This window comes from Aeromonas sp. (genome assembly GCF_051657805.1).
GTDB lineage: Bacteria > Pseudomonadota > Gammaproteobacteria > Enterobacterales > Aeromonadaceae > Aeromonas.
Genome location: NZ_JBOFLJ010000056.1, coordinates 1 through 22,516, shown reverse-complemented (window position 1 = coordinate 22,516; position 22,516 = coordinate 1). Strand labels below are relative to the sequence as shown.

The following is a 22,516-nucleotide window of genomic DNA, read 5'->3' as shown; positions in this document are numbered from 1 at the left end:
TACTCAATGACGGGTCATGGCACCGGTTCCTTCCGAATGGAAGGCCAGCAGGCTGTCCTCCGTCTGCTTCAGGCCCCTGATGGTGAGCAGGGCACCGTCGAAGTCGAACCCCTTCAACTGCTGGGCCAGCAGGGTGCCCTGTTCGCCAAGGCCGGTGAGCAGGGCGCCGGCGTGCTGATCGAACAGAGTGATGGCGGCGGTGTCGCTCTGGGCCAACAGGGCCTCCAGCTGGCGCAGCAACTGCTGCTGCCAGTGGCTGCTCGGCAGCGGGGCAAGAGGGTCAGGCTGTTCATCCTCGGTCCCCAGCCGGATCTCCAGCTCGGCGAGATCCCGGCCGATGCCGGCGATCAGGGCGGTCAGCAGATCCTCTTCCTGTGCCCGCAGGGCCTGCTCCAGTTGCAACCCATGCTCGGCGAGGCTGGTCAGCCCCAGAGTAGATGCGGCGCCGCGAAGGCCATGGGCCAGGCCGATGGCGCAGGGACGGTCTCCCTGCGCCAGGCACTCCGCCAGGCGCTCCGTGTCTCCGCGATGCTGGGCCGCGAAGAAGCGCAGCAGCCTGAGGTACTTCTGCTGATCTCCTTGCAGCGCCGCCAGGCCCTGTGCCAGATCCCAGCCCGGCATCTCCTGCAGGCGGGCGAGGGGGGCGCACCAACGCTCGGCCGGCCGGGGGGATGAGGTGGCGGGGACGCCCGTCGGCAACCATTGCCGCAGCGCCTCGAACAGCCTGGCCGGGGTGACGGGCTTGGTGATGAAATCGTTCATGCCGGCGGCCTCGCAGGCCTTTCGGTCTTCCTCGAACGCGCTGGCGGTGAGCGCCAGTATGGGCACCTGATCCTGATCGGGCAGGGCGCGGATGGCGCGGGTAGCGCTGTAGCCATCCATCAGCGGCATCTGTATGTCCATCAGGATGAGATCGAACGACTGGTGACGGATCTTGTCCAGCGCCTCCAGCCCGTTGACCGCGGTCTCTATGGTGAGACCGCTGTCGGTGAGCAGCTCGGTGATCACCTCCCGGTTGATGGCGTTGTCTTCCACCAGCAGCAGACGGGCCGGGTGGGGGGAGAAGAACGGCGGCTTGGGCTGGTTCGGCAGCACTGGCTGCAGGGGGATGCTCTTGCCCGGGGCGAGCTGAGCGGTGAACCAGAAGCAGCTGCCCTTGCCAGGGGTGCTGTCGACCCCGACCTCGCCCCCCATCAGCTTGGCCAGCCGGCTGGTGATGGCGAGCCCGAGCCCGGTACCGCCGTATTTGCGGGTGGTGGAGACATCGGCCTGCTCGAAGGCCTGGAACAGTCGCTCGCGCTGGGCCGCCGTGATGCCGATGCCACTGTCTTCCACCTCGAAGCGCAGCTGATAGCCGCTGATCAGCTTGCGCAGCATCCGTACCCGCAGGGTGATGGTGCCGGTCTCGGTAAACTTGATGGCGTTGCCGGCGTAGTTGAGCAAGGCCTGGCGCAGGCGGGTGATGTCGCCGTTGAGCCAGACCGGGGTGCCGCCGAGATCGACCCGGATGTTAAGTCCCTTGGCGCTGGCCTGCTCGTCCATCAGGGCGCAGACGTTGTCCAGCATGGCGACGAGGGAGAAGTCATGGCACTCCAGCACCATCTTGCCCGCATCGATCTTGGAGAGATCCAGGATGTCGTTGATCAGGGTGAGCAGGTGCTGGGCCGCGTTGTCTATCTTCTCCAGCCGCTCGTGCTGGCCGGCCTCTTTGGCATCCCGCTTGAGCAGGTAGGTGAGCCCCAGGATGGCATTCATGGGGGTGCGGATCTCGTGGCTCATGTTGGCCAGGAAGGCGCTCTTGGCCTGGTTGGCGCTCTCCGCGCGCTGATGGGCCTGGGCCAGCTGCTGGGTGCGTTCGCTGACCATCTCCTCCAGGTGGAAACGGTACTGATCCAGCTCCTCCCCGAGCTGCTTCTTCTCTGTGATGTCCGCCTGTACCGTCACGAAGTGGGTCACCCGATTGTACTCCTGGCGGATGGGGGTGACGGAGGCCATCACCTGATAGTGACTGCCATCCTTGCGCTGGTTGATGAACTCCCCGTGCCAACGCTGGCCCCGCTTGAGGGCATCCTGCAGGGCGACGTGGGTACCCGGCGGGGTGAGGCCGGAGTCGAACAGCTGGGGGGTCTGCCACAGCACCTCCTCCTCCGTATAGCCGCTGGCGGCCAGGAAGGCGGCGTTGACGTATTCGATGCGCGACTCCGTGTTGGTGATGAAGATGCCGTCCGGGCTCTGCTCCAGGGCCAGGGACAACTGCCGCAACTGTTGCTCGGCCTGCTTGCGCTCCGTGATGTCCTGCACCGTGCCGTACAGCTCCACTATGGTGCCATTTTCGTCCCGCAGGGTGGCACCGCGGGCGATGATCCAGGCGAACTCTCCACTGGGGGTGATAACCTGGGCATCGCATTCATAGGGGGCCCCATCCTGCAGGCAGCGATCCACGGCTTGGCTCAGGGTGTGCCAGGATTCCTCGGTGAAGTAGCTCTGCACTTCGGGGTAGACGGCGGGGGGGAGCGAGGGATCCCGGCCGTAGATGCGGAAGATCTCCGGGGACCAGTAGTGGGTATCCTGGAGGATGTGCCAGCGCCAGTTGCCGATCTTGGCCAGCCGCTGGGACTCGCGCAGGATCACCTCGTTGCGGCGCAGGGCGGCTTCGGTCTCCTTGCGTTGCTGGTTGTCCTCGATGATGGAGATGAAGTAGTCCGGTTGCCCCTGTGGATCCTTGACCAGGGTCGTCGTCAGGGTGATCCAGAAAGCCTCGCCCCCCTTGCGCAGGTAACGCTTTTCCAGGGCATAGTGCTGGCGCTCACCGGCCAGCACCTGATCCACGTAGCTCTGATCGATGTACAGATCGTCCGGGTGGGTGATCTGCTGGAAGGTCATCTCCATCAGCTCCTCGGCGCTGTAGTCCACCATGTCGCACAGCCGCTGATTGACCCGCAGCCATTTGCCGTCGGGCGCGACTAGGGCGATGCCGACGGCCGCCTGCTCGAAGGTGGCCTGGAAGCGATCCTCGCTCTGCCGCAAGCGGGACTGGGTGCTCAGCAGCTCCTGCCAGCGCAGGCTCTCCCTGATGCGGGAGCGGTGCATGGCCGCGCTTAGCAGGGTGATCAGGACCCCGTTGGCGACGAGCAGCCCCCACTGCACCTGATCCTGACCGGAGGCGATGGAGAACGCGTAGCGCGGCGACAGGATGAAATAGGCGGTTATCAGGGCCACGCAGAGGGTGCTGATGAGGCCGGGCAGCAGCCCCCCCAGCAGGGCGCAGACGATGATGGGCAGCATGAACAGCACCAGCAGCGGCCGCTCCTCGACGGGGATGGGCAGCTGAAGCCGGATCAGCAGCACGAACAGGGGCATCAGCAGGGCCAGCAGGCAGGCACCCATCCATTGATGCCGGCTCAGGGGGAAAATCCATTTCATGCGGGACGCTCCTCGGGCGACAGGGGATACCTGGGGCGGGGGATCGGGTGTTGGGCCTGGGTGAGCAGGGGGAACCTAGTCATGGGGCACCTCGTGATCGTCCCGGTAGCGTTCGGCGATGGCGATGAACTGCTCGAAATGGGCGTCGAAGACGGCCACCACGTCCGGATCGAAGTGCAGCCCGCTGCCCGCTAGGATGAGGCTTCGCGCCTGCTGGTAGGGCATGGGGGGCTTGTAGACCCGGGCGGTGATGAGGGCATCGAACACATCGGCCAGCGCCATCAGCCGGGCCGATATGGGGATATCGTCGCCGTTCAGCCCGTCGGGATAGCCGCTGCCATCCCACTTCTCGTGGTGCCAGTGCGCTATCTCCTTGGCCAGGGTGAGGAAGGCCAGCGGTTGCTCTATGTCCCGCTCCGCCTCCTCGATGGCGTCGCTGCCGAGCTTGGCGTGGGTGCGCATGACGGGCCACTCCTCCGGCGTCAGCTTGCCCGGCTTGAGCAGGATCTGATCCGGGATCCCCACCTTGCCGATGTCGTGCAGCGGAGCCGAGCGGCTCAGCAGCTCGATATAGGTGGGGGTCAGGGTGTCGGTGAAACGGGGGTGGCCCGCGAGGCCGATGGCGAGCTGCCGCACATAGAGCTGGGTGCGCAGTATGTGGTTGCCGGTCTCGGGATCCCGGATCTCCGCCAGATGGGCGAGGGCGCGGATGGAGGCCTGCTGGATCAGATCGTTCTCCGCCATGCGCCGCGACACCTCGGCCTCCAGCAGCGCGTTCTGGCTCTGCAACCCGTCCCTCGCCTGTTTGGCCTCCAGCTGGGTACGCACCCTGGCCTGGACGATGGCGGGGTTGATGGGCTTGGTGATGTAGTCGGTGGCGCCGAGGGCCAGCCCCTGCGCCTCGCTGCGGGGATCGGAGAGGGCGGTGAGCAGCACTACCGGGATGTTGCTGGTGAGCGGATTGGATTGCAACCGGCGCAGCACCTCGTAGCCATCCATGTCCGGCATCATCACATCCAGCAGAATGAGATCCGGTCTGGGGGTGCCGGTGGCGACGCGCAGGCACTTCTCGCCCCCCTGGGCGGCCAGCACGCGATAGACAGGGGTGAGCAGATCCGTCAGTACCATCAGATTCTCGGGAGCATCGTCGACGATCAGGATGGTGGCGGCTTGGGCTGTGAACATGGCGCCTCCATGACGCAAAGGGGTCAGTCGAGTATAGAGTCGATTGTTACTAAAGGATAAATGATGGCTCAGACTCGACGATGCGCCAGTATGGAGCCCGTAAAAAGCGGGCTCACACAGCCGTTTCGATCCACGGTCGGGGGATCAGCGGGTGAGAGACCCGTCGGCCCAGCAGGCGATGGCGCCCGCCACATCGAACTTGCCCTCCAGCAGCGCGCGGCCGAGGATGATCCCCTGCACTCCGGATCCCTTCAGAGCCTCGATGTCCTCAAGGCCACCGATGCCGCCAGAGGCCTGGAAGGCCACGGTGGGGAAGCGGGCGCAGAGATCCCGGTAGAGCTCGACGTTGCTGCCCGCGAGGGTCCCGTCCCGGCTGATGTCGGTGCAGAGCACGTGCCTGAGGCCGGCGGGGAGGAAGCGCTCGATCAGCGCCTCTATGGTCACCCCGCTTTTCTCCTGCCAGCCCGCCACCGCGATCTGGCGCTTGCCGTCGCTGTCTATGTTCACGTCCAGCGCCAGCACGATGCGCTCCGGGCCGTATTTCTCCATCCAGCTCGCCACCAGATCCGGGGACTTGACGGCGGTGGAGCCGATCACCACCCGGTTGGCACCGGCGGCCAGCAAGTCTGCCACATCTTGTTCGCTGCGCACTCCGCCACCCACCTGCACTGGCGCACCGGTGGCGGCGAGCAGTCGGGTGATGAGGGGGAGCTGGCGCGCCTTGGCATCCTTGGCGCCGTCCAGATCCACCAGGTGCAGTTGCTGCGCCCCTTGGGTCACATAGTCATCGAAGCGGGCCTGGGGCGCGTCGCTGTAGGCTGTCTTCTGGCCGTAGTCCCCCTGATAGAGGCGCACTACCTGACCGTTAATGAGATCAATTGCCGGGATAATCATTCGCAGTTCCTTGCCTTATAAGTCCAGAAAGTTTTGCAGCAGGCGGGCGCCGGCGCTGCCGGAGCGCTCCGGGTGGAATTGGGCGCCGAAGAAGTTGCCTTTCCCCACGATGGCGGTGAAGGGGCTGCCGTAATCGCAGGTCGCCAGGGTCGCATCCGTCACCTCCAGGGCGTAGGAGTGAACGAAGTAGAAGTAGCTGCCGCTCGGAATACCCTTGAGCAGCGGGTGCGTCTCGTCGTGCACTATCTGATTCCAGCCCATGTGGGGCAGGCGCAGATTGCCCACCTCCATCAAGCGGATCTTGCCGGGGACTATGCCAAGGCCCTCGATCAGCGCGCCGCTGTTGCCATCCTCGCCCGTCATGGTCTCCTCGGAGGCCTCGGCCAGCATCTGCATGCCGAGGCAAAAGCCCAGCAGGGGCTGTTTGGCGGAGCGAATGAGCGGCACCAGACCCCGTTCGTTGAGGTTGCGCATGGCGGCGACGGCGGTGCCGACGCCCGGCAGGATCAGCTTGTCGGCCCGCTCGATATCGGCGGCATCTCGACTCACCCGCGGCTGCACGCCGAGGCGCTCGAACGCCATCCGCACCGAGGCCAGATTGGCGCAGCCGGTATCGATGATCACCAGTTTCTGAGAGCTCAGGTCCATCACAGCACCCCCTTGCTGGAGGGCAGCTCGCTCCCTTCCACCCGGATGGCCTGGCGCAGGGCGCGGCCGAAGCCCTTGAACAGGGCCTCCACCTGGTGGTGGGTGTTGCCGCTGCCGACCTTCATCTGCAGGGTGATGGCCATGGCGTCCGAGAGTGAGCGGAAGAAGTGGGGCACCATCTCGGTGGCCATCTCCCCCACGCTGTCGCGGCCAAAGCCGCTCGGGCAGTCGAACACGAAGTAGGGGCGACCGCTCAAGTCCAGCGCCGTGGCCACGTCCAGCTCGGTGAGGGGAGGCGTCGGTTCGCTCTGGCGCGGACGGCCGTCGATCACCGCCTGTACCTCGTCCATGGCCAGCACGAAGCCGAAGCGGCCGATGCCGCGCTTGTCACCGAGTGCCTGGCGCAGGGCCTGACCCAGGGCCAGACCGACGTCTTCCACCGTGTGGTGATCGTCGATGTGCAGATCACCGCTGACTTTCAGCTTCAACCTGAAACCGGCGTGGGTCGCGATCTGATCCAGCATGTGATCGAAGAAGCCGATGCCGGTGACTATCTGGTTGCCGCCGCTCTTGTCGAGATCCACCGCGACCTGGATGCGGGTCTCCTTGGTGTAGCGCTCCACCTCGGCGATGCGCCCCTTGGAGAGCAGCTGATCACGGATGGCGAGCCAGTCGTGATCTTTTGGCTGATAGCGGATGCCGCGAATGCCCATGTTCTCGGCGAGCTGCAGGTCGGTCTCACGGTCACCGATGACGAAGGAGTTGGCAAAGTCAATGCGACCCGAGGCCAGGTACTCCTTCACCAACCCGAGGTGTGGCTTGCGGCAGCTGCAGCCGTCGCCCGGGAAGTGGGGGCAGATCAGTACCTGCTCCCAGTGCACACCCTGGGATTCGAACAGGTGCATCATCAGATCGTGGGGAGGCTGGAAGTTCTCAAGGGGAAGGCTGGCGGTACCGAGCCCATCCTGGTTGGTCACCATCACCAGCACGTAGCCGGCTGCCTGGAGTTCCCGCAATACCGGGATCACCATGGGCTCGAAGCGCAGCTTGGCGAGGCTGTCCACCTGCTTGTCGGTCACCGGCTCCTCGATCAGGGTGCCGTCGCGGTCGATAAACAAAAACGGGGTCTTCATCTGTGATGTCCTTATAGGCTGGCGGCGGGCTGGTTGCTGGCGGTCAGGCTGGCGGCGCCCGGCAGGGTGCGCAGCACGTTGATCACGGCATCCATCTCCCCCTGATAGCCGATGGTGATGCGGATGCTGTTGTCGAGCCCCGGCTTGCTGGAGAAGTCCCGCAGTATGATGCCGGCGGCCTTCATGGCGGCGAAGACGGCGGCGCCATCTTTGAAGCGCACCAGCACGAAGTTGCCCTTGTCCTCGAAGATCTCCTGTACGCAGGGAAGGGTGACAAGTTCGGCCTTGATGAGGGCTTTTTGCTTGTTGAGCTCCAATACCCGCTCCTGCATCAGCTCCAGCCCGATGGGGGAGAGCGCCTGGCTCGCTATCTGGGCGATGGGGTCGGGAATGGGGTAGGGGGCGATCACCTTGGCCAGCATGGCGATGACCTCCGGATCCCCCAGGGTGAAGCCGCAGCGGATCCCGGCCAGTGCGAAGGCCTTGGAGAGGGTGCGGGTCACCACCAGGTTCGGGAAGCGGGCGAGCAAGTCCACCACAGAGCCTTCCGGGCAGAACTCGATATAGGCCTCATCCACGACGATGATGGCGCGATCCTGGGCCTTCTCCAGCAGCTTGATGAGCCCCTTGCGCCCCACCAGATCCCCGGTCGGGTTGTTGGGGGAGCAGAGGAACACCAGTTTCACATCAGAGAGGCGATCCTGGATGGCGGGCCAGTCCGGCTGACGGCTCGGGGTCAGCGGCTGCTCGACGATGCCGACGCCGCAGGTCTCGGCGCTGATGGCGTACATGCCGTAGGTGGGGGGGCAGATGAGGATCTGATCCTCCCCGGCCTCGCAGAAGGTACGGATGAGCAGCTCGATGGCCTCGTCGGCGCCCCGGCTCACCAGCACCTGATCCGGGTTGACCCCCGCATAGGCGGCGTAGCCGTTGACCACCTCGGCCGGCTGGCACTCGGGGTAGCGGTTGAGGCGGTTGCCCTCGATGGTGAAGGGATAGGCCAGCGGTGCCTCGTTGGCGTTGAGCCAGACGTGGCCCTTGCCACCGATGCGGCGGGCAGACTGATAAGGGGTGAGGGCCCGCACCACGCGGCGAGCCAGATTGGCGATGCTCATGACAAATCCTTCTGCTGCTTGTTGGACAAGGCGTTCAGTCTCAGGGTAACGGCGTTGTTTGGGCGGGCATCGAGGCCCGCTGGGGTTGTCATCTTCATGACTGCCCCTGTTGCAGTGCCTTCAGCCTCAGGGTAACGGCGTTCTTGTGGGCATCGAGCCCCTCGGCCTCGGCGATGCGCTCGACAATGGGGCCGAGCCCCTTGATCCCTTCCGCGCTCAGTTCCTGCACCGTGTAGCGGCGTTGGTAATCGGCGAGTCCCAGGCTAGAGCAGGTGCGGGCATAGCCGTAGGTGGGCAGGGTGTGGTTGGTGCCGCTGGCGTAATCCCCCACCGACTCTGGCGTCCATTGGCCGAGGAAGATGGAGCCAGCGTTCTCGAGCTTATCGAGGAGATCCCGCGGCGCCTCGGTCTGCACGATGAGGTGCTCGGGGGCGTAGGCGTTGGAGATGGCGCAGGCCTCGTCCAAGTCATCGCACAGGATCACCAGGCTGGCGCCGAGCGCCTTGGCGGCGATGTTGCGGCGGCTGAGCCGGGCCAGCTGCGCCTTGAGCTCGCCGCTGATGGCGTCGGCCAGGCTAGGCGAGGTGGTGACCAGCACCACCTGGCTGTCCGGGCCGTGCTCGGCCTGGGAGAGCAGATCCGATGCCACGAAGGCGGGGTTGGCGCTGTCGTCGGCGATGACCAGCACCTCGGAGGGGCCGGCCGGCATGTCGATGGCGGCGCCGCGCCAGTCCCGGGAGACCTGACCCTTGGCCTCGGTCACATAGGCGTTGCCCGGGCCGAAGATCTTGTCCACCTTGGGGATGGACTCGGTGCCATAGGCCATGGCGGCGATGGACTGGGCGCCGCCGATGGCAAACACCTGCTTGACTCCGCAGGCGCGGGCGGCGAACAGGATCTCGTCGCTGGCGGGGGACGGGGTGCAGAGCACCACCTCACGGCAACCGGCCAGGCGTGCGGGGATCGCCAGCATCATGACGGTGGAGGGGAGCGGCGCGCTGCCCCCCGGCACATAGAGACCGACCCGGCTGATGGGCTGGGTACGCAGCTCACAGACAACGCCGGGCTGGGTCTCCACCCGCACAATCGGCTGCACCTGTGCGTTGTGGAAGGTACTGATGTTGTTGATCGCGGCCTTGATAGCTTCTTTGATGTCATCACCGAGGCGTGCACAGGCTGCGTCCGTCTCGGCCTCGCTCACCCGCAACTGCTCGCGGGGGACGCGCTCGAAGCGTTGGGCGAGCTCGCGCAGGGCCTCGTCACCGCGGGCCCGCACCGCACCGATGATTTCCTGCACCACGGCACCGATATCCGCCTCGTCGTCCAGGGCGGGCCGGGTCAGCACATCGGCCTGCTGGGCGGGGGAGAGGGTCTTCCAGATCAGGGTCTGCATATATCCGTCCTCACTCCATCATCTTCTCGATGGGCAGCACCAGGATGGAGCTGGCCCCCAGGGCCTTGAGCTGTTCCATGGTCTCCCAAAACAGGGTTTCGCTGGAGACCACGTGCAGGGCCACCTGGTTGGTGTCGCCGGCCAGCTGCATGATGGTGGGACGCTCGGCTCCCGGCAGCAGGGAGGTGATGGCATCGAGCTTGTCTTTGGGGGCGTGCAGCATGATGTACTTGCTCTCGCGGGCCTGTTGCATGCCCTGGATGCGGGGCAGCAGCTTGTCGATGATCTTCTGCTTGGCCTCGTTCAAGGGGTTGGGGGCCTGCACCAGCACCGCCTTGGAGCGGTAGATCACTTCCACTTCCCGAAGGCCGTTTGCCTCCAGAGTCGCGCCGGTGGAGACGAGATCGCAGATGGCATCCGCCAGCCCGGCGCGCGGCGCCACTTCCACCGAGCCCCCCAGCATCACGTTCTTGAAGCTTAACCCCTGCTCGTCAAAGAAGCGCTTGAGCAGGCCCGGGTAGGAGGTGGCGATGCGCTTGCCGGCCAGGCTCGCCGGGCCCTGATAGTCCACGTCATCGGGCACGGCAAGGGAGAGGCGGCAGCCCCCGAAATCGAGCTGCTTGAGCACCTTGACCGCTGAGGGCTGACCCTGGGCGGCGCGGATGAGCTGCACTTCTTCCAGCACGTTCTCGCCGATGATGCCAAGGTCGACCACCCCTTCCATCACCAGACCCGGGATATCGTCATCGCGCACCCGCAGTATGTCGATGGGCATGTTCTCCACGTGGGCGATAAGGCGCTGTTCACGCAGGTTGATCTTGAGGCCGCAGCTCTTGAACAGGGCCTGGGAGTCCTGGCTCAGACGACCGGATTTCTGCATGGCGATACGCAGACGTTGTGTTTCCATTGCTCGATTTCCTTCTAGTCAAAAACGAAAAAACCCTCGGAAGTGTGTGCTTCCGAGGGTTTATGAATCTTGCGGTCCTTTTGGAAGTCACCAGTTAAGTGTCTTCCAGCAGTCAACCTCCTGAAAGACTATTCGGGATGATGATGGTGGTGATGAGTCTTCAGTTGGCTGAACTTCATGTAATGAATCCTTTACAGAAAAGATGTCGTAGATGACGCCCGATTTACATTACCGACCTTGACGGAAATTGCAACCCGAGAATGTGGCTTGATGGATTAAAATCAAGAAAACGATTGTTTGGTCGATATCTAATCAATCAGCCCAGCCGGAGTCGTCCCCATGCCAAGCCAGGACCTGTTATTCCCCATCTTGCCGCGCGCCCCCGCAGCGCCTAGCCCGGACGATATCAAGCGGGAGGTGACCCAGATCAGCCAGAAGCACAAGTTGCGCAAGACCAGTGCCGATGGTGGGGCCGGGGGCGGCAGTGGCTCGGAGCAGGCCCCTCATCCGCAGGGTAGCCGTGATCAGAACGCCCCCAAGGGTGACGATCACAGGCCCGATCCCGAGCACAAGATTGATATCTTCGTCTGACCCTCTCATGCCCATGGCTGGCCCCGGTTGGTGCGCACCGGCGGCGGAGCAAGATTTAGCGATCCCGCTTTGCCCCCAAGTTTGGCATAATACCCGCTTTTGCGCGGGACTCCCCTTTGACCATACAGACCCTGTTCAAGCCTGACGGCCCTCTTGCCCGTCACATCGATGGCTTCAAGGCCCGTGCGTCCCAGCTGGAGATGGCGCAAGCCGTGGCCAGCGCCATCGAGAGTGGCGGTCGTCTGCTGGTGGAGGCGGGAACGGGGACCGGCAAGACGTACGCCTATCTGGTGCCGGCACTGGAGTCCGGCAAGCGGGTGGTGATCAGCACCGGCTCCAAGAACCTGCAGGAGCAGCTCTTCTACCGAGATCTGCCCACCATCACGGCGGCGCTCTCCTATACCCCGCCGGTGGCCCTGCTCAAGGGGCGCAGCAACTATCTGTGCATCGAGCGGATGAACCGGCTGCTGAGCGAATCCCACCTGCAAAAACCGGACGTACTGAACGATCTGGTCAAGGTGAAGTCCTGGTCCACCGCCACCCTGACCGGCGATGTGGGGGATATCCCGGGGCTGCAGGAGAACGCCGAGATCCTGCCCCAGATCACCAGCACCAACGACAACTGTCTCGGTCGTGACTGCCCCTATTACGACGACTGCCACCTGGTGGTGGCTCGCCGCCGGGCCATGGATGCTCAGGTGGTGGTGATCAATCATCACCTCTTCTTCGCCGACATGGCGGTGAAAGACACGGGATTCGGCGAACTGGTGCCGGAGGCCCAGGTCTATGTGTTCGACGAGGCGCACCAGTTGCCGGAGATAGCCACCAACTACTTTGGCAAGTCGGTGGGGAGCCGCGCCATTCAGGATCTCGCCCAGGACATCCAACTCGCCTATCGGGCCGAGGCCCACGACATGGCCCAGCTTGGCAAGGCGGCGGACAGGCTCGGCATCGCTGCTGCGGATCTGCGTCTCGCCTTCGGGGTGGACGGGGGCCGTGGCAACACCCGCGACATGCTGCGCTCACCGCTCTGGGCCCAGGCGCTGGCGCGGCTCAACGATGCGCTGGGCTTGTGCTACGAGGTGCTGAAACTCGCCCTCGGGCGGGGCGAGCAGCTGGATCACTGCTTCGAGCGGATCAGCGAGTTGCGTACCCGCTTGGGCGAGGTGCTTGCCGTCAACCAGAGCGGTTTCTCCTACTGGTATGAGTGCTCGCGGCTGCACTTTACCCTGAGCCTCACGCCGCTGTCGGTGGCCGAGCGCTTCGGCGCCGAGGTGCTGCGCCCCGAGGTGGCCTGGGTGTTCACCTCGGCGACCCTGACGGTGGATATGCGTTTCGAGCACTTCAAGACCGAGCTGGGGCTCGCCGGCAGCGCCGAACTCATCCTCGACAGCCCGTTCGACTACGGCGAGCAGGCACGCCTGTGCGTGCCGCGTTTCCTGCCCGAGCCCAATGCCTTCGGGCGGGGGGAGCAGCTCGCAACCTTGATGATCCCGCTCATCAACAAGACCCCGGGGGGCTGTTTCTTCCTCTGCACCAGCCATCAGGTGATGCGCCAGGTGGCGGAGGTGCTACGCCGGGAGATTGGCCGCACCGTCCTGTTGCAGGGAGAGGACAGCAAGCAGCGGCTGCTCAAGTCCTTCGTCGACAACGGTCGCGCCGTACTGGTGGCGACCAGCAGCTTCTGGGAGGGGATAGACGTGCGAGGGGCCGCATTGTCCTGTGTTATCATCGACAAGCTGCCGTTCGCGAGCCCGGACGACCCCCTGCTCAAGGCGCGGGTCGACGACTGCAAGTTGAAGGGCGGGGACCCCTTCGCCGATATCCAGCTGCCCAAGGCGGTGATCGCCTTGAAGCAGGGGGTGGGGCGACTCATCCGTGATCGCACCGATCACGGCGTGCTGGTCATCTGTGATCCGCGCATGGTCAACAAGCCCTACGGCGCCACCTTTATCAAGAGCCTGCCCGCGATCCCGCGCACCCGTGATCTGAACGGGGTGGGGGAGTTCTTTCGACGCGGCTGACTCACAAGCTTCGGCTCTGGGCTCAGACTTGGGGCAGAAGGCCGGGGTAACAAGCTGTCAGGGGCAGCTTGCCAGATTGCAGCAAGGTGCCCTGGCGCCTTGCCGGATATGATTAGGGCAGGTGAGACCTGCCGATGACTTAACTGACTGATGTGAAGAGCATATAAAGAATGGATGAGTTGAAGATCCTGGCCGTTGATACCGCCACCGAAGCCTGCTCCGCCGCCCTGCTGGTGGGGGACAAGGTGTTCTCCCGCTGGGAAGAGACGCCGCGGGATCACACCCGCAAAATCCTGCCCATGGTTCAGGCTGTGTTAGAGGATGCCGGTTTATCGTTGGACCAGCTCGACGCCATCGCCTTCGGTCGGGGCCCCGGCTCCTTCACCGGGGTGCGGATCGGGATCAGCGTGGCCCAGGGGCTGGCCTTTGGTGCCGGGGTGCCGCTCATCGGCGTCTCCACCCTGGCGGCCATGGCCCAGGGAGTCCATCGGCTGGAGGGGGCGGACAAGGTGCTCAGCGCCATCGATGCGCGCATGAACGAGGTTTACTTCGGTCGCTTTGATCTACAGGGTGACTGCATGGCGCTGGTGGGGGAAGAGGTGGTGAGCGAGCCCCTGGCGCTTGTCGGTGAACTGACCGCAGAAGGCCCCCTCGCTGGCAACTGGTCTGCGGTCGGTACCGGCTTTGAAACCTATGGCGAGGCTCTTGGGACCCTGGCCCAGACGCAAACCTTGAGCCAGCAGGTGCGCTTCCCGGCGGCCCTCGACATGCTGCCACTGGCCCGCAAGGCCTGGCTGGCGGGAGAGGCAGTCGCGGTGGAGCAGGCGACCCCCGTCTACCTGCGGGACAAGGTGACCTGGAAGAAACTGCCCGGCCGCGAATAACTGAAAGGGAAGGGCGGGCCCATGGTCGAGGGAGCACGCCATCCGGGGTGATCCGGCGGCGCAGGCTCGGGGATATGATGGTCGATCACGGGCATGGCCCGGCATGAGGAGAGCGAATGATGAAACGCATGATAGTGCTGGGCCTGATGGGGCTGCTGCTCAGCGGTTGCAGCTCGGTGCCCAAGGAGCTGGCCTATGAACCCGAGAGCGCACTGGTGGCCTATCAGCCCGCCCTGCAGGGGATGAACGGCAAGCCGGCCCGCTGGAGCGGGGTCATCGCCGCGGTGCACAACGAGCAGGATCAGAGCATCATAGAAGTGGTCTACCTGCCGCTGAAGAGCAACGGGGTACCGATCCAGACCGAACAGAGCCCGGGGCGTTTCCTCGCCATCATGAAGGGCTTCGCGGATCCCGGCCTCTATGCCAAGGGCCGCAGCCTGACGGTGCTCGGCACCCTGGAGGCACCGGAGGAGAGCGAGATCGGCAAGCACAAGTACCGTTTCTCCGTGCTCAAGGTGACCGCCAGCAAGCTGTGGCCGCCGGTGAAAGAGGTGGAGATCCGCTACGCGGATCCCTACTTCTACGACCCCTTCTATGATCCCTACTGGCCGAGACGGCCGTTCCACCGTTACTGGTGATGAGCCAGGCGCCGCTGCAAGCGCGCAGCCTCACCCTGGCGGATGGCCGCCGGATTGCCCTGTTGGATAACGGCCGGCGGGGCAAACCCCTGCTCATCGCCCTGCACGGCTGGCTCGACAATGCCGCTAGCTTCCTGCCCCTTGCCCCCCACCTCGACGGGTTTCACCTCATCTGTGTCGACCTGCCCGGGCATGGTCATTCGGATCACAAAGTCACTCCCTATGTGTTCGTCGACTGGCTCGACGATCTCCACCAGATTGCTCAGGCGGCCGGTTGGCCGCCGTTTATCCTGCTCGGCCACTCCCTCGGGGCGCTGATCGCCTGCGCCTATGCCGGTGTCTTCCCGGAACAGGTGAGCCGGCTCATCCTGCTGGAGGGGCTGGGGCCCCTCAGCCAACCCGATGAATCGGTGCCGGATCAGTTGCGACGGGCAATCCTCAATCGCAGCCGTACCCGGGAGCGGGCATCGGCGGGCTTTGCCTCTCTCGACGAAGCTGTGGCGGCCCGCTGCAAGGTGGCGGATATCTCGCTGGATGCTGCGCGCCTCATCTGCGAGCAGCAGCTCGTGGTGAGGGAGAGGCGCTGGCACTGGCGCAGCGACCCGCGCCTGCGGGATCTCTCACCCCTGCGCATGAGCGAGGGACAGGCCCAGGCGCTGATCCGTGCCATCTTGTGCCCCGTGCTCTTTATCCGGGGCGAACAGGGATTTGCCTCTCTGCAGGTTCAGTGGCAACAGCGTTCAGGGGCCTTCAGGCAGATAGAAATGGCGGTTGTAGCGGGAAATCATCACTTTCATATGGATAATTCAGCGCAAACCGCCGTTTGTATCGAAAATTTCTGCCAGATCCGTTAGGATCGGCGGCTTTGAATCCTTTCAGGTTTGCTTTCTCCCTCACACTTTCTCGTTGTTAATGTGCTGTTAATCGATGTTGCCTTGTGTAACTATGGCGACGCTAGAGCTCAAGCTTAAAACAACTGATTGAAAAGATGTGGAACAGGGACGGAGGCAACACAGTGAGCGCACAGGTGCGAGTTATGCAGGAGAAGTTCGTGGAAAAAGTCTGGCTGAAACGTTATCCGAACGGGGTCCCCGCCGAGATCAATCCAGACCAATACGGCTCTCTGGTCGAGATGTTTGAAGAGTCGGTGACCCAGTTCGCCGATCAGCCCGCCTTCGTCAACATGGGGCAGACCATCACCTATCGCCGGCTGGAAGAGCAGTCCCGCGCCTTTGCCGCCTATCTGCAAAACGAGCTCAAGCTCGCCAAGGGTGATCGGGTGGCGGTGATGATGCCGAACCTGCTCCAGTACCCCATCGCCGTGTTCGGCATACTGCGCGCCGGCATGACGGTGGTGAACGTCAACCCCCTCTATACCCCGCGGGAGCTGGATCATCAGCTCAACGACTCAGGCGCCAAGGCCATCATCATCGTCTCCAACTTCGCCCACACCCTGGAGAAGGTGGTCTACAACACCCCGGTCAAGCACGTGATCTTGACCCGGATGGGGGACAACCTGGGGCTGGCCAAGGGTACCCTGGTCAACTTCGTGGTGAAGTACGTCAAGAAGCTGGTACCCAAATACAACCTGCCCCACGCGAGCACCATGCGCCAGGCGCTCGCCAAGGGGCGCTACCTGCAATACATCAAGCCGGAGATCGGCAATCAGGACATCGCCTTCCTGCAATACACGGGGGGCACCACGGGTCTCTCCAAGGGGGCCATGCTGACCCATCGCAACATGATTGCCAACGTCGAGCAGTGCCTCGGCGTCTATGGCCCCGTGCTGGAGCGTGGCAAGGAGTTCGTGGTCACCGCGCTGCCGCTCTACCACGTGTTCGCCCTGACGGTGAACTGCCTGCTGTTCATGCGCCTCGGCGGCTACAACCTGCTCATCAGCAACCCCCGTGACATCCCGGGTTTCGTGAAAGAGATCAAGAAGTACCCCTTCACCTGCATCACAGGGGTCAACACCCTGTTCAACGCCCTGGTCAACAACGGGGAGTTCCAGACCATGGACTTCTCCCGCCTCAAGCTCACCATAGGCGGCGGCATGGCGGTGCAGCGGGCGGTGGCCGAGCAGTGGAAGGCGCTGACCAAGACTCCGCTGCTGGAAGGCTATGGCCTGACCGAGTGCTCCCCCCTGGTGAGCGTCTGTCCCTACGATCTGGTGGACTATAACGGCTCCATCGGCCTGCCGGTCTGCTCCACCGACATCCGTCTGGTGGATGACGCCGGTCAGGTGATCACCGAGCTCGGCAAGCCGGGGGAGATGCAGGTGCGCGGTCCCCAGGTGATGACCGGCTACTGGCAGCGTCCGGAAGCCACCGCCGAGGTGATGCAGGATGGCTGGCTCTGCACCGGCGACATCGCCGTGTGCGACGAGCAGGGCTTCTTCAAGATCGTGGATCGCAAGAAGGACATGATCCTGGTCTCCGGCTTCAACGTCTATCCGAACGAGATCGAAGACGTGGTGGCCCTGCATCCCAAAGTGCTGGAAGTGGCCGCCGTGGGGGTGCCCCACAAGGTCTCCGGCGAACTGGTGAAGATCTTCGTGGTCAAGAAAGATGCAAGCCTGCGGGAGGATGAGATTATTGCCCACTGCCGCAAACATCTGACTGCCTATAAGGTACCGAAACTGGTAGAATTTCGTGACGAACTTCCCAAGACCAATGTGGGCAAGATCCTGCGCCGCGTGTTGCGCGACGAGGAGATTGCGAAGCAGTAGCGGGCAGACAGCTGATGTCGTGCAAAACCGTGGGTCAGCCCACGGTTTTTTCTTTTTTGGGGCTCCGAACTTCGACCCTTATCTCCGACCAAGGTGCAGGTAAAGATGCAATATCAACTCATTTCACAGCAAGCCGAACTGGAGCAGTATCTCGCCGCCCTGGCGGACGTTCCCCTGGCCATCGATACCGAATTCGTTCGCACCCGTACCTATTACCCCCAGCTCGGTCTGTTCCAGATCTATGACGGTCACCAGCTGGCCCTGCTGGATCCTCTGACACTGGATCTCTCCGGCCTCTGGCAGCGCCTCGGCCGGGCGGGGCAGGTGGCCATACTGCACGCCTCCGGCGAGGATCTGGAGCTCATCCAGCATCAGGCAGGCCATCTGCCGAACCTGATGCACGACACCCAGCTGGCCGCCGCCTTCCTCGGGCACGGCGTCTCAGTGGGTTTCGGCGCCCTGGTGAAAGAGTTCCTCGGGGTGGAGCTTGAAAAGGATCAGGCGCGTACCGACTGGCTGGCCCGCCCGCTGACCGCCCGCCAGCTGGAGTACGCGGCGGCCGATGTGTTCTATCTGTTGCCGCTCTACGACAAGGTTATGGCCAGGTTGCAGGAGAGTGGCAAGCAGGCCTGGTTCGAGCAGGAGTGCCAGAACCACTGCGCCCGCAAGACCCAGGGCAGCGATCCCCGTCAGGCCTATCTCGAGATCATCAACGCCTGGCAACTGGGGCGCCGTGAGCTCGCCATCCTGCGGGAGCTGGCCGCCTGGCGCCAGCAGGAGGCGGTGCGCCGGGATCTGGCCCTGAACTTCGTGGTCAAGGAGCTGCACCTGTTCAAGGTGGCGGAGCGCAAGCCCACCTCCCTGCGCGACCTCAACGAGCTGGGGCTGGCCCCCATCGAGATCAAGATCCACGGCAAGCGGATGCTGGATATCGTCGCCAGTGCCCAGCAGAGCGCGCCGGAAAGCTGGCCCGAGCCCATTCGCCGACTGGTGGATTACCCCCAGTACAAGGCCGAGCTCAAACGCATCAAAGGCATGGTGGAGGAGAAGGCCAAGGCCAGCAACATCCCCCCTGAGCTGGTGGCGAGCAAGAAGATCATCCACCAGTACTTCACCTGGAGCTGGCGCATGAATGACGAGGAGCGCGCCCGCGCCGACAAACCCATGCTGCTGCAGGGCTGGCGCCATGAGCTGGTGGGTCACCTGCTGGCCCAATAGCATCGTGAGTCTGACCTGGTGCTGAGGCTTCACTGAAAAAGCCCCGGTTGCGATGCAGCCGGGGCTTGTCATTTCATGGGGGAGGTGCCTTTTCGCCGCGCCTTATCCGTGGGTCAGCAGGTTGCCCTGTTGCTGCAACTGGTCGAGATGCAGGTTGGTGACCCCTTGCAGCATGATCACATCCTGGAAGCCGGCTCCCCCAGCCGCCCCGTCCCTGTCCAGACTGAGGATGGTGTTGCCATTCTCCTCCCGTGAGTCGAGATAGCTCAACAGATCGCCCCCGGCTACATCTTGGAACAGATCCCTCAGATCCAGCACATCCCCGCCCTGCGCCAGATCGGCGCCGTTGAAGTCTCTGATGGTGTCGAAGCCGCCATCCTGCTGGAAGACGAAGGTATCGCTACCGGCTCCGCCGACCAGGGTATCCTTGCCCCCCAGCCCGTTCAGAGTGTCATTGCCATCGCCCCCCACCAGGCCGTCATCCCCCTGGCTGCCGAGGAGCGACTGATCCGCCAGCACCGCGTGGTAGCTGATGGTGGTGCCTGAATCCATCTCCTGACTGCCTTGGAAACCCGCCGCGCTGTAGGTGCCCTGCAGCTGGATCTCGCTGCTGTGGACGCCATCGCTGAGGGTCAGCACACCGCCGGTCGCGGTGGCGTTGCTGAGGTAGCTGACCCGGGTGGTGCTCATGTCGGCCAGCTCGAGTCGATCCCCTTCGTTGAGGCCGGAGATGGTCCCGGTGAAGGCGGCGGTCTGCGCCAGCCTGAGGGTGCCGTCCCCCTCCTGGGCAAACTCGGTGTCGAGGCTGGATGCCGCCCCGAACTCCAGAATGGCCGTCCCGCCGATCAGCACCTTGCCACTCCCTCCCGCATCCCCTTGCAATGTCAGGTTGCCGCCATCGGCCCACAGCAGGCCGCCGTTGTCGATCGCGCTCGCGATGATCATGCCGCCACTGCCCGTGGCCGCCAACAGGCCTGAGTTGATGATACGTTCGTGGCCGGTGTCGATCAGCAGGGCATGGCTGCCATCTGCGACTATGCTGCCGGCGTTGTTCAGGATCAGTTGCCCGCCACCGAGCTGGCCCGCGCCAGAGATGCGGTTGTCGATGTTGTGCAACAGGGTGTCGGCACTGCCGCCGATGATCAGGTTCTGCGCGCTGTCGGAGAGCAGCAGCTGGCCGCCACCGCTCAGGCTGGCGCCGCGGAACAGGATCTCCAGGCTGCTGCCTTGGGTATCCCCCTCAAGCGTGATAGTGCCCTCGTTGATGAGGCTGCCGCCGAAGGGCATGATGGCGCCGTCACCGATGCTGAGGGTGCCAGCGTTGTGCATCACGGGATCGACGTCGAACTCGAAATTCGCCGCGCCGAGCGTCGCCGCATCGACTCCCTTGAGCGTGATCGTCTGTCCCTCGCCGATGCTGATCAACGCATTGCCATCGGCATCGCTGGAGATCCGCACATTCGCCATGCCGGTCACGCCGGCGAAACCGATCAGATCGAGCCTGTCGACGGCCACGTCAAAGTGATAGATGACGTTGTTGCCGATGGGCTGGGCAAACACGAACTGATCCGCGCCGGACGAGCCGCTGAGGTTGTCATCCTGCGAGAGCGCGAAGATGGGGGAGCCGGGGGCATATGCCTCGATATTGTCGGCGATGTAGGCATGACCCAGGCTGCCGTCGACGTTGGTCCAGCTCATGTGGATGGCCAGCACCAGGGCGCCGGCGAAGTCGGTCGGGGTGGTGACGGTCAGTGAGGCAGGGTCGCGAGTCTGGATGGTCCAGCTGCCGTCGCCGTTGTTGATCCCTTCGCTGAAGGTCCAGCCGGCGGGGACGCCGCCGAGGGTTAGGGTGACGGGACCCGAGAGCGCACCCACAGGGCTGGTCAGCGCCAGGTTGATGGGTTCTCCGGCAATGCCGGCCGGTGCCAGATTTCCGCTGGTGTAGGAGGCGGTGTTGGCATTGTTCGCCAGGTCGGTGAAGGTGCCACTGGCCACGGTCAGTGCATAGGAGCCGTTGGCCGTTTCCCGGGTGGCGGTCGCCTCCCAGACCAGGGGATTCGCGGTGACGTGCAGATTGGACAGTGAGACTCGGGTCGGCTGGTTGATCTGGATGTCACTCAGCGTGAAATTGTTGACCGCTTCCGAGAAGGTGAAGGTCACCGTGGCCGTGGATCCTGCCGGGTTGGCGAGATTGGTGGCCGTGATGCTGTTCAGGGTGGGCGGGGTGACATCATCGGCGACCGCCACCACATTCAGGCTTATGGTCGCGGCCGTGCCGATTGCGCCCAGCGGATCCGTGACGGTGAAGGCGATGCTGCGTTGGGTGGTATCCGGCGTATCCGAGGTGTTGTTGAACTTCACCGTCGCCAACGCCGCCTCGAACTGTGCCTCGGTCGGGGTGTGACCGGCGATCGCCGTGAGCGTCAGCACGACATTGCCACCGACGCTGCTGACACTGCCCTGTATGTCGGCGGTGTTGGTGAACAGCAGTTGATCGCCGGCCTTGGTGTTGGTGATGGTCACCGCAACCGACTGAGGCCGGATGTTATCGACGTCGACGATATTGGCCGCACTCAGCAGCGTCACGTCGTTGGCCTGCGTATCCGGGCCGCTCGACTCGGTAAAGGTGGTGGTACCACCTTGGGTGACGCCGAGTGTCGGAGCGTCATTGGTACCGGTGATGGTGGCCGTCAGCACCTGGGTGGTGCCGTCAGCTGTGGCCACTGTGATGGCATCAGTGTACTGCTGACCATCCACAAACTCGTTGTGGGGGCCGTTCATCTGATAGATCCAGGCGCCGCCGGCATTGATGCTGAAGCTGCCGTAGCCGTTGTTGCCAGCCACATTGGTCTGTGCCAGGAAGGTGGCCGAGCCGTCGACGTCGCTGGCGCTGAGGGTACCGCCGATGGACTGGGCCGCATCGGTTTCGGTCAGGCTGGCGGTACTGGTACCGGTGATCACCGCCGCATCGTTGGTGCCGGTGATGGTGACCGTCAGCACCTGGGTGGTGCCGTCGGCGGTGGCCACTGTGATGGAGTCTGTGTACTGCTGACCATCCACAAACTCGTTGTGGGGGCCGTTCATCTGATAGGTCCAGGCCCCGACGGCATTGATGCTGAAGCTGCCATATCCGTTGTTGCCAGCCACATTGGTCTGCACCAGGAAGGCGGCCGAGCCGTCGACATCGCTGGCGCTGAGGGTACCGTCGATGGACTGGGCCGTATCGGTTTCGGTCAGGCTGGCGGTACTGGTACCGGTGATCACCGCTGCGTCGTTGGTGCCGAGGATCTTCACGGTAACCGAGGTGTGGGTGCCGTCGGCGGAGACCACGTCGAAGCTGTCGGTGTAGGTGATACCGGCGGCGAACTCGTCGTGGGCGCTGCTGGCGCTGTAGCTCCAGGCCCCGGCGCTGTCGATGCTGAAGCTGCCGTAGAGCCCGGCGGCGGCCAGCTGGGGAACGAAGCTGGCCGGGCTGTCGACATCGGAGATGGTGAGCGTCCCGCTGGCCGAGAGATCGGCGGTTGTGTTGGTCTCGGTCAGGTTGACCACATCGGTGGAGAGCACGGCGGCGTCGTTGGTGCCGAGGATCTTCACGGTGACCGAGGTGTGGGTGCCGTCGGCGGAGACCACGTCGAAGCTGTCGGTGTAGGTGATGCCGGCGGCGAACTCATTGTGGGCGCTGCTGGCGCTGTAACTCCAGGCCCCGGCGGCATCGAGGCTGAAGCTGCCGTAGAG

16 protein-coding genes and 1 other annotated feature are annotated in these 22,516 nt (G+C 64.0%); of the genes, 7 read left to right on the top strand and 9 right to left on the bottom strand.

Translation table 11 applies throughout. The features are described from left to right. Nucleotides 1-3: 3 nt before the first annotated feature. The 8 genes from ACRCYW_RS16400 to hisG all read right to left on the bottom strand — a co-directional run bounded on the left by ACRCYW_RS16400 (nucleotide 4) and on the right by hisG (nucleotide 10,698). Nucleotides 4-3,423 carry a PAS domain S-box protein gene (locus tag ACRCYW_RS16400; RefSeq protein ID WP_438551108.1) on the bottom strand — a complete coding sequence of 1,140 codons (3,420 nt, stop codon included), beginning with the start codon at nucleotides 3,421-3,423 and terminating at the stop codon, nucleotides 4-6. A 75-nt stretch (nucleotides 3,424-3,498) separates the two neighbouring features. After that, nucleotides 3,499-4,608, bottom strand: coding sequence for a response regulator (locus ACRCYW_RS16395; RefSeq protein WP_438551107.1), 1,110 nt, complete (start codon nucleotides 4,606-4,608; stop codon nucleotides 3,499-3,501). Between the two features lie 144 nt (nucleotides 4,609-4,752). Beyond that, a complete protein-coding gene (hisA, locus tag ACRCYW_RS16390) occupies nucleotides 4,753-5,502 on the bottom strand; it encodes a 1-(5-phosphoribosyl)-5-[(5-phosphoribosylamino)methylideneamino]imidazole-4-carboxamide isomerase (protein ID WP_438551106.1) in 750 nt (249 codons plus the stop codon). A gap of 15 nt (nucleotides 5,503-5,517) precedes the next feature. Then, nucleotides 5,518-6,150: an imidazole glycerol phosphate synthase subunit HisH gene (gene hisH / locus ACRCYW_RS16385; protein WP_438551105.1), complete on the bottom strand. Its 633-nt coding sequence runs from the start codon at nucleotides 6,148-6,150 to the stop codon at nucleotides 5,518-5,520. Beyond that, nucleotides 6,150-7,283: a bifunctional histidinol-phosphatase/imidazoleglycerol-phosphate dehydratase HisB gene (gene hisB / locus ACRCYW_RS16380; protein WP_438551104.1), complete on the bottom strand. Its 1,134-nt coding sequence runs from the start codon at nucleotides 7,281-7,283 to the stop codon at nucleotides 6,150-6,152. Before hisB ends, hisH begins: the two co-directional genes overlap by 1 nt. 11 nt (nucleotides 7,284-7,294) lie before the next feature. Beyond that, the gene (gene hisC, locus ACRCYW_RS16375) at nucleotides 7,295-8,398 is read right to left on the bottom strand and encodes a histidinol-phosphate transaminase (protein ID WP_438551103.1); all 1,104 of its coding nucleotides are present in this window, start codon (nucleotides 8,396-8,398) and stop codon (nucleotides 7,295-7,297) included. A 94-nt stretch (nucleotides 8,399-8,492) separates the two neighbouring features. Then, on the bottom strand, nucleotides 8,493-9,791 hold the full coding sequence (hisD, locus tag ACRCYW_RS16370) for a histidinol dehydrogenase (protein WP_438551102.1): 1,299 nt from the start codon (nucleotides 9,789-9,791) through the stop codon (nucleotides 8,493-8,495). Nucleotides 9,792-9,801: 10 nt separating this feature from the next. Next, the gene (gene hisG, locus ACRCYW_RS16365) at nucleotides 9,802-10,698 is read right to left on the bottom strand and encodes an ATP phosphoribosyltransferase (protein ID WP_438551101.1); all 897 of its coding nucleotides are present in this window, start codon (nucleotides 10,696-10,698) and stop codon (nucleotides 9,802-9,804) included. Between the two features lie 24 nt (nucleotides 10,699-10,722). Continuing rightward, nucleotides 10,723-10,851 (bottom strand) — a sequence feature (His leader region). Nucleotides 10,852-11,037: 186 nt separating this feature from the next. Here hisG and ACRCYW_RS16360 point away from each other — a divergent pair. The 7 genes from ACRCYW_RS16360 to rnd all read left to right on the top strand — a co-directional run bounded on the left by ACRCYW_RS16360 (nucleotide 11,038) and on the right by rnd (nucleotide 18,781). Beyond that, on the top strand, nucleotides 11,038-11,289 hold the full coding sequence (locus ACRCYW_RS16360) for a hypothetical protein (RefSeq protein ID WP_438551100.1): 252 nt from the start codon (nucleotides 11,038-11,040) through the stop codon (nucleotides 11,287-11,289). A 116-nt stretch (nucleotides 11,290-11,405) separates the two neighbouring features. Then, nucleotides 11,406-13,313 carry an ATP-dependent DNA helicase gene (locus ACRCYW_RS16355; RefSeq protein ID WP_438551099.1) on the top strand — a complete coding sequence of 636 codons (1,908 nt, stop codon included), beginning with the start codon at nucleotides 11,406-11,408 and terminating at the stop codon, nucleotides 13,311-13,313. 170 nt (nucleotides 13,314-13,483) lie between these two features. Beyond that, nucleotides 13,484-14,197 carry a tRNA (adenosine(37)-N6)-threonylcarbamoyltransferase complex dimerization subunit type 1 TsaB gene (gene tsaB, locus ACRCYW_RS16350; RefSeq protein ID WP_438551098.1) on the top strand — a complete coding sequence of 238 codons (714 nt, stop codon included), beginning with the start codon at nucleotides 13,484-13,486 and terminating at the stop codon, nucleotides 14,195-14,197. A gap of 116 nt (nucleotides 14,198-14,313) precedes the next feature. Beyond that, nucleotides 14,314-14,835 (top strand): Slp family lipoprotein, encoded by a 522-nt coding sequence (locus tag ACRCYW_RS16345; protein WP_438551097.1) that lies wholly within the window; start codon nucleotides 14,314-14,316, stop codon nucleotides 14,833-14,835. After that, complete coding sequence (locus ACRCYW_RS16340; RefSeq protein ID WP_438551096.1) at nucleotides 14,835-15,689, top strand: alpha/beta fold hydrolase; 855 nt, start codon at nucleotides 14,835-14,837, stop codon at nucleotides 15,687-15,689. The genes ACRCYW_RS16345 and ACRCYW_RS16340 overlap by 1 nt, the downstream gene beginning before the upstream one ends. Nucleotides 15,690-15,886: 197 nt before the next feature. Beyond that, complete coding sequence (gene fadD / locus ACRCYW_RS16335; RefSeq protein ID WP_438551095.1) at nucleotides 15,887-17,563, top strand: long-chain-fatty-acid--CoA ligase FadD; 1,677 nt, start codon at nucleotides 15,887-15,889, stop codon at nucleotides 17,561-17,563. A gap of 105 nt (nucleotides 17,564-17,668) precedes the next feature. Continuing rightward, a complete protein-coding gene (gene rnd, locus ACRCYW_RS16330; RefSeq protein WP_438551094.1) occupies nucleotides 17,669-18,781 on the top strand; it encodes a ribonuclease D in 1,113 nt (370 codons plus the stop codon). A gap of 102 nt (nucleotides 18,782-18,883) precedes the next feature. Here the strand turns inward: rnd and ACRCYW_RS16325 are convergent. Continuing rightward, the coding region (locus tag ACRCYW_RS16325; protein ID WP_438551093.1) for a VCBS domain-containing protein at nucleotides 18,884-22,516 on the bottom strand (3,633 nt) is incomplete at its 5' end.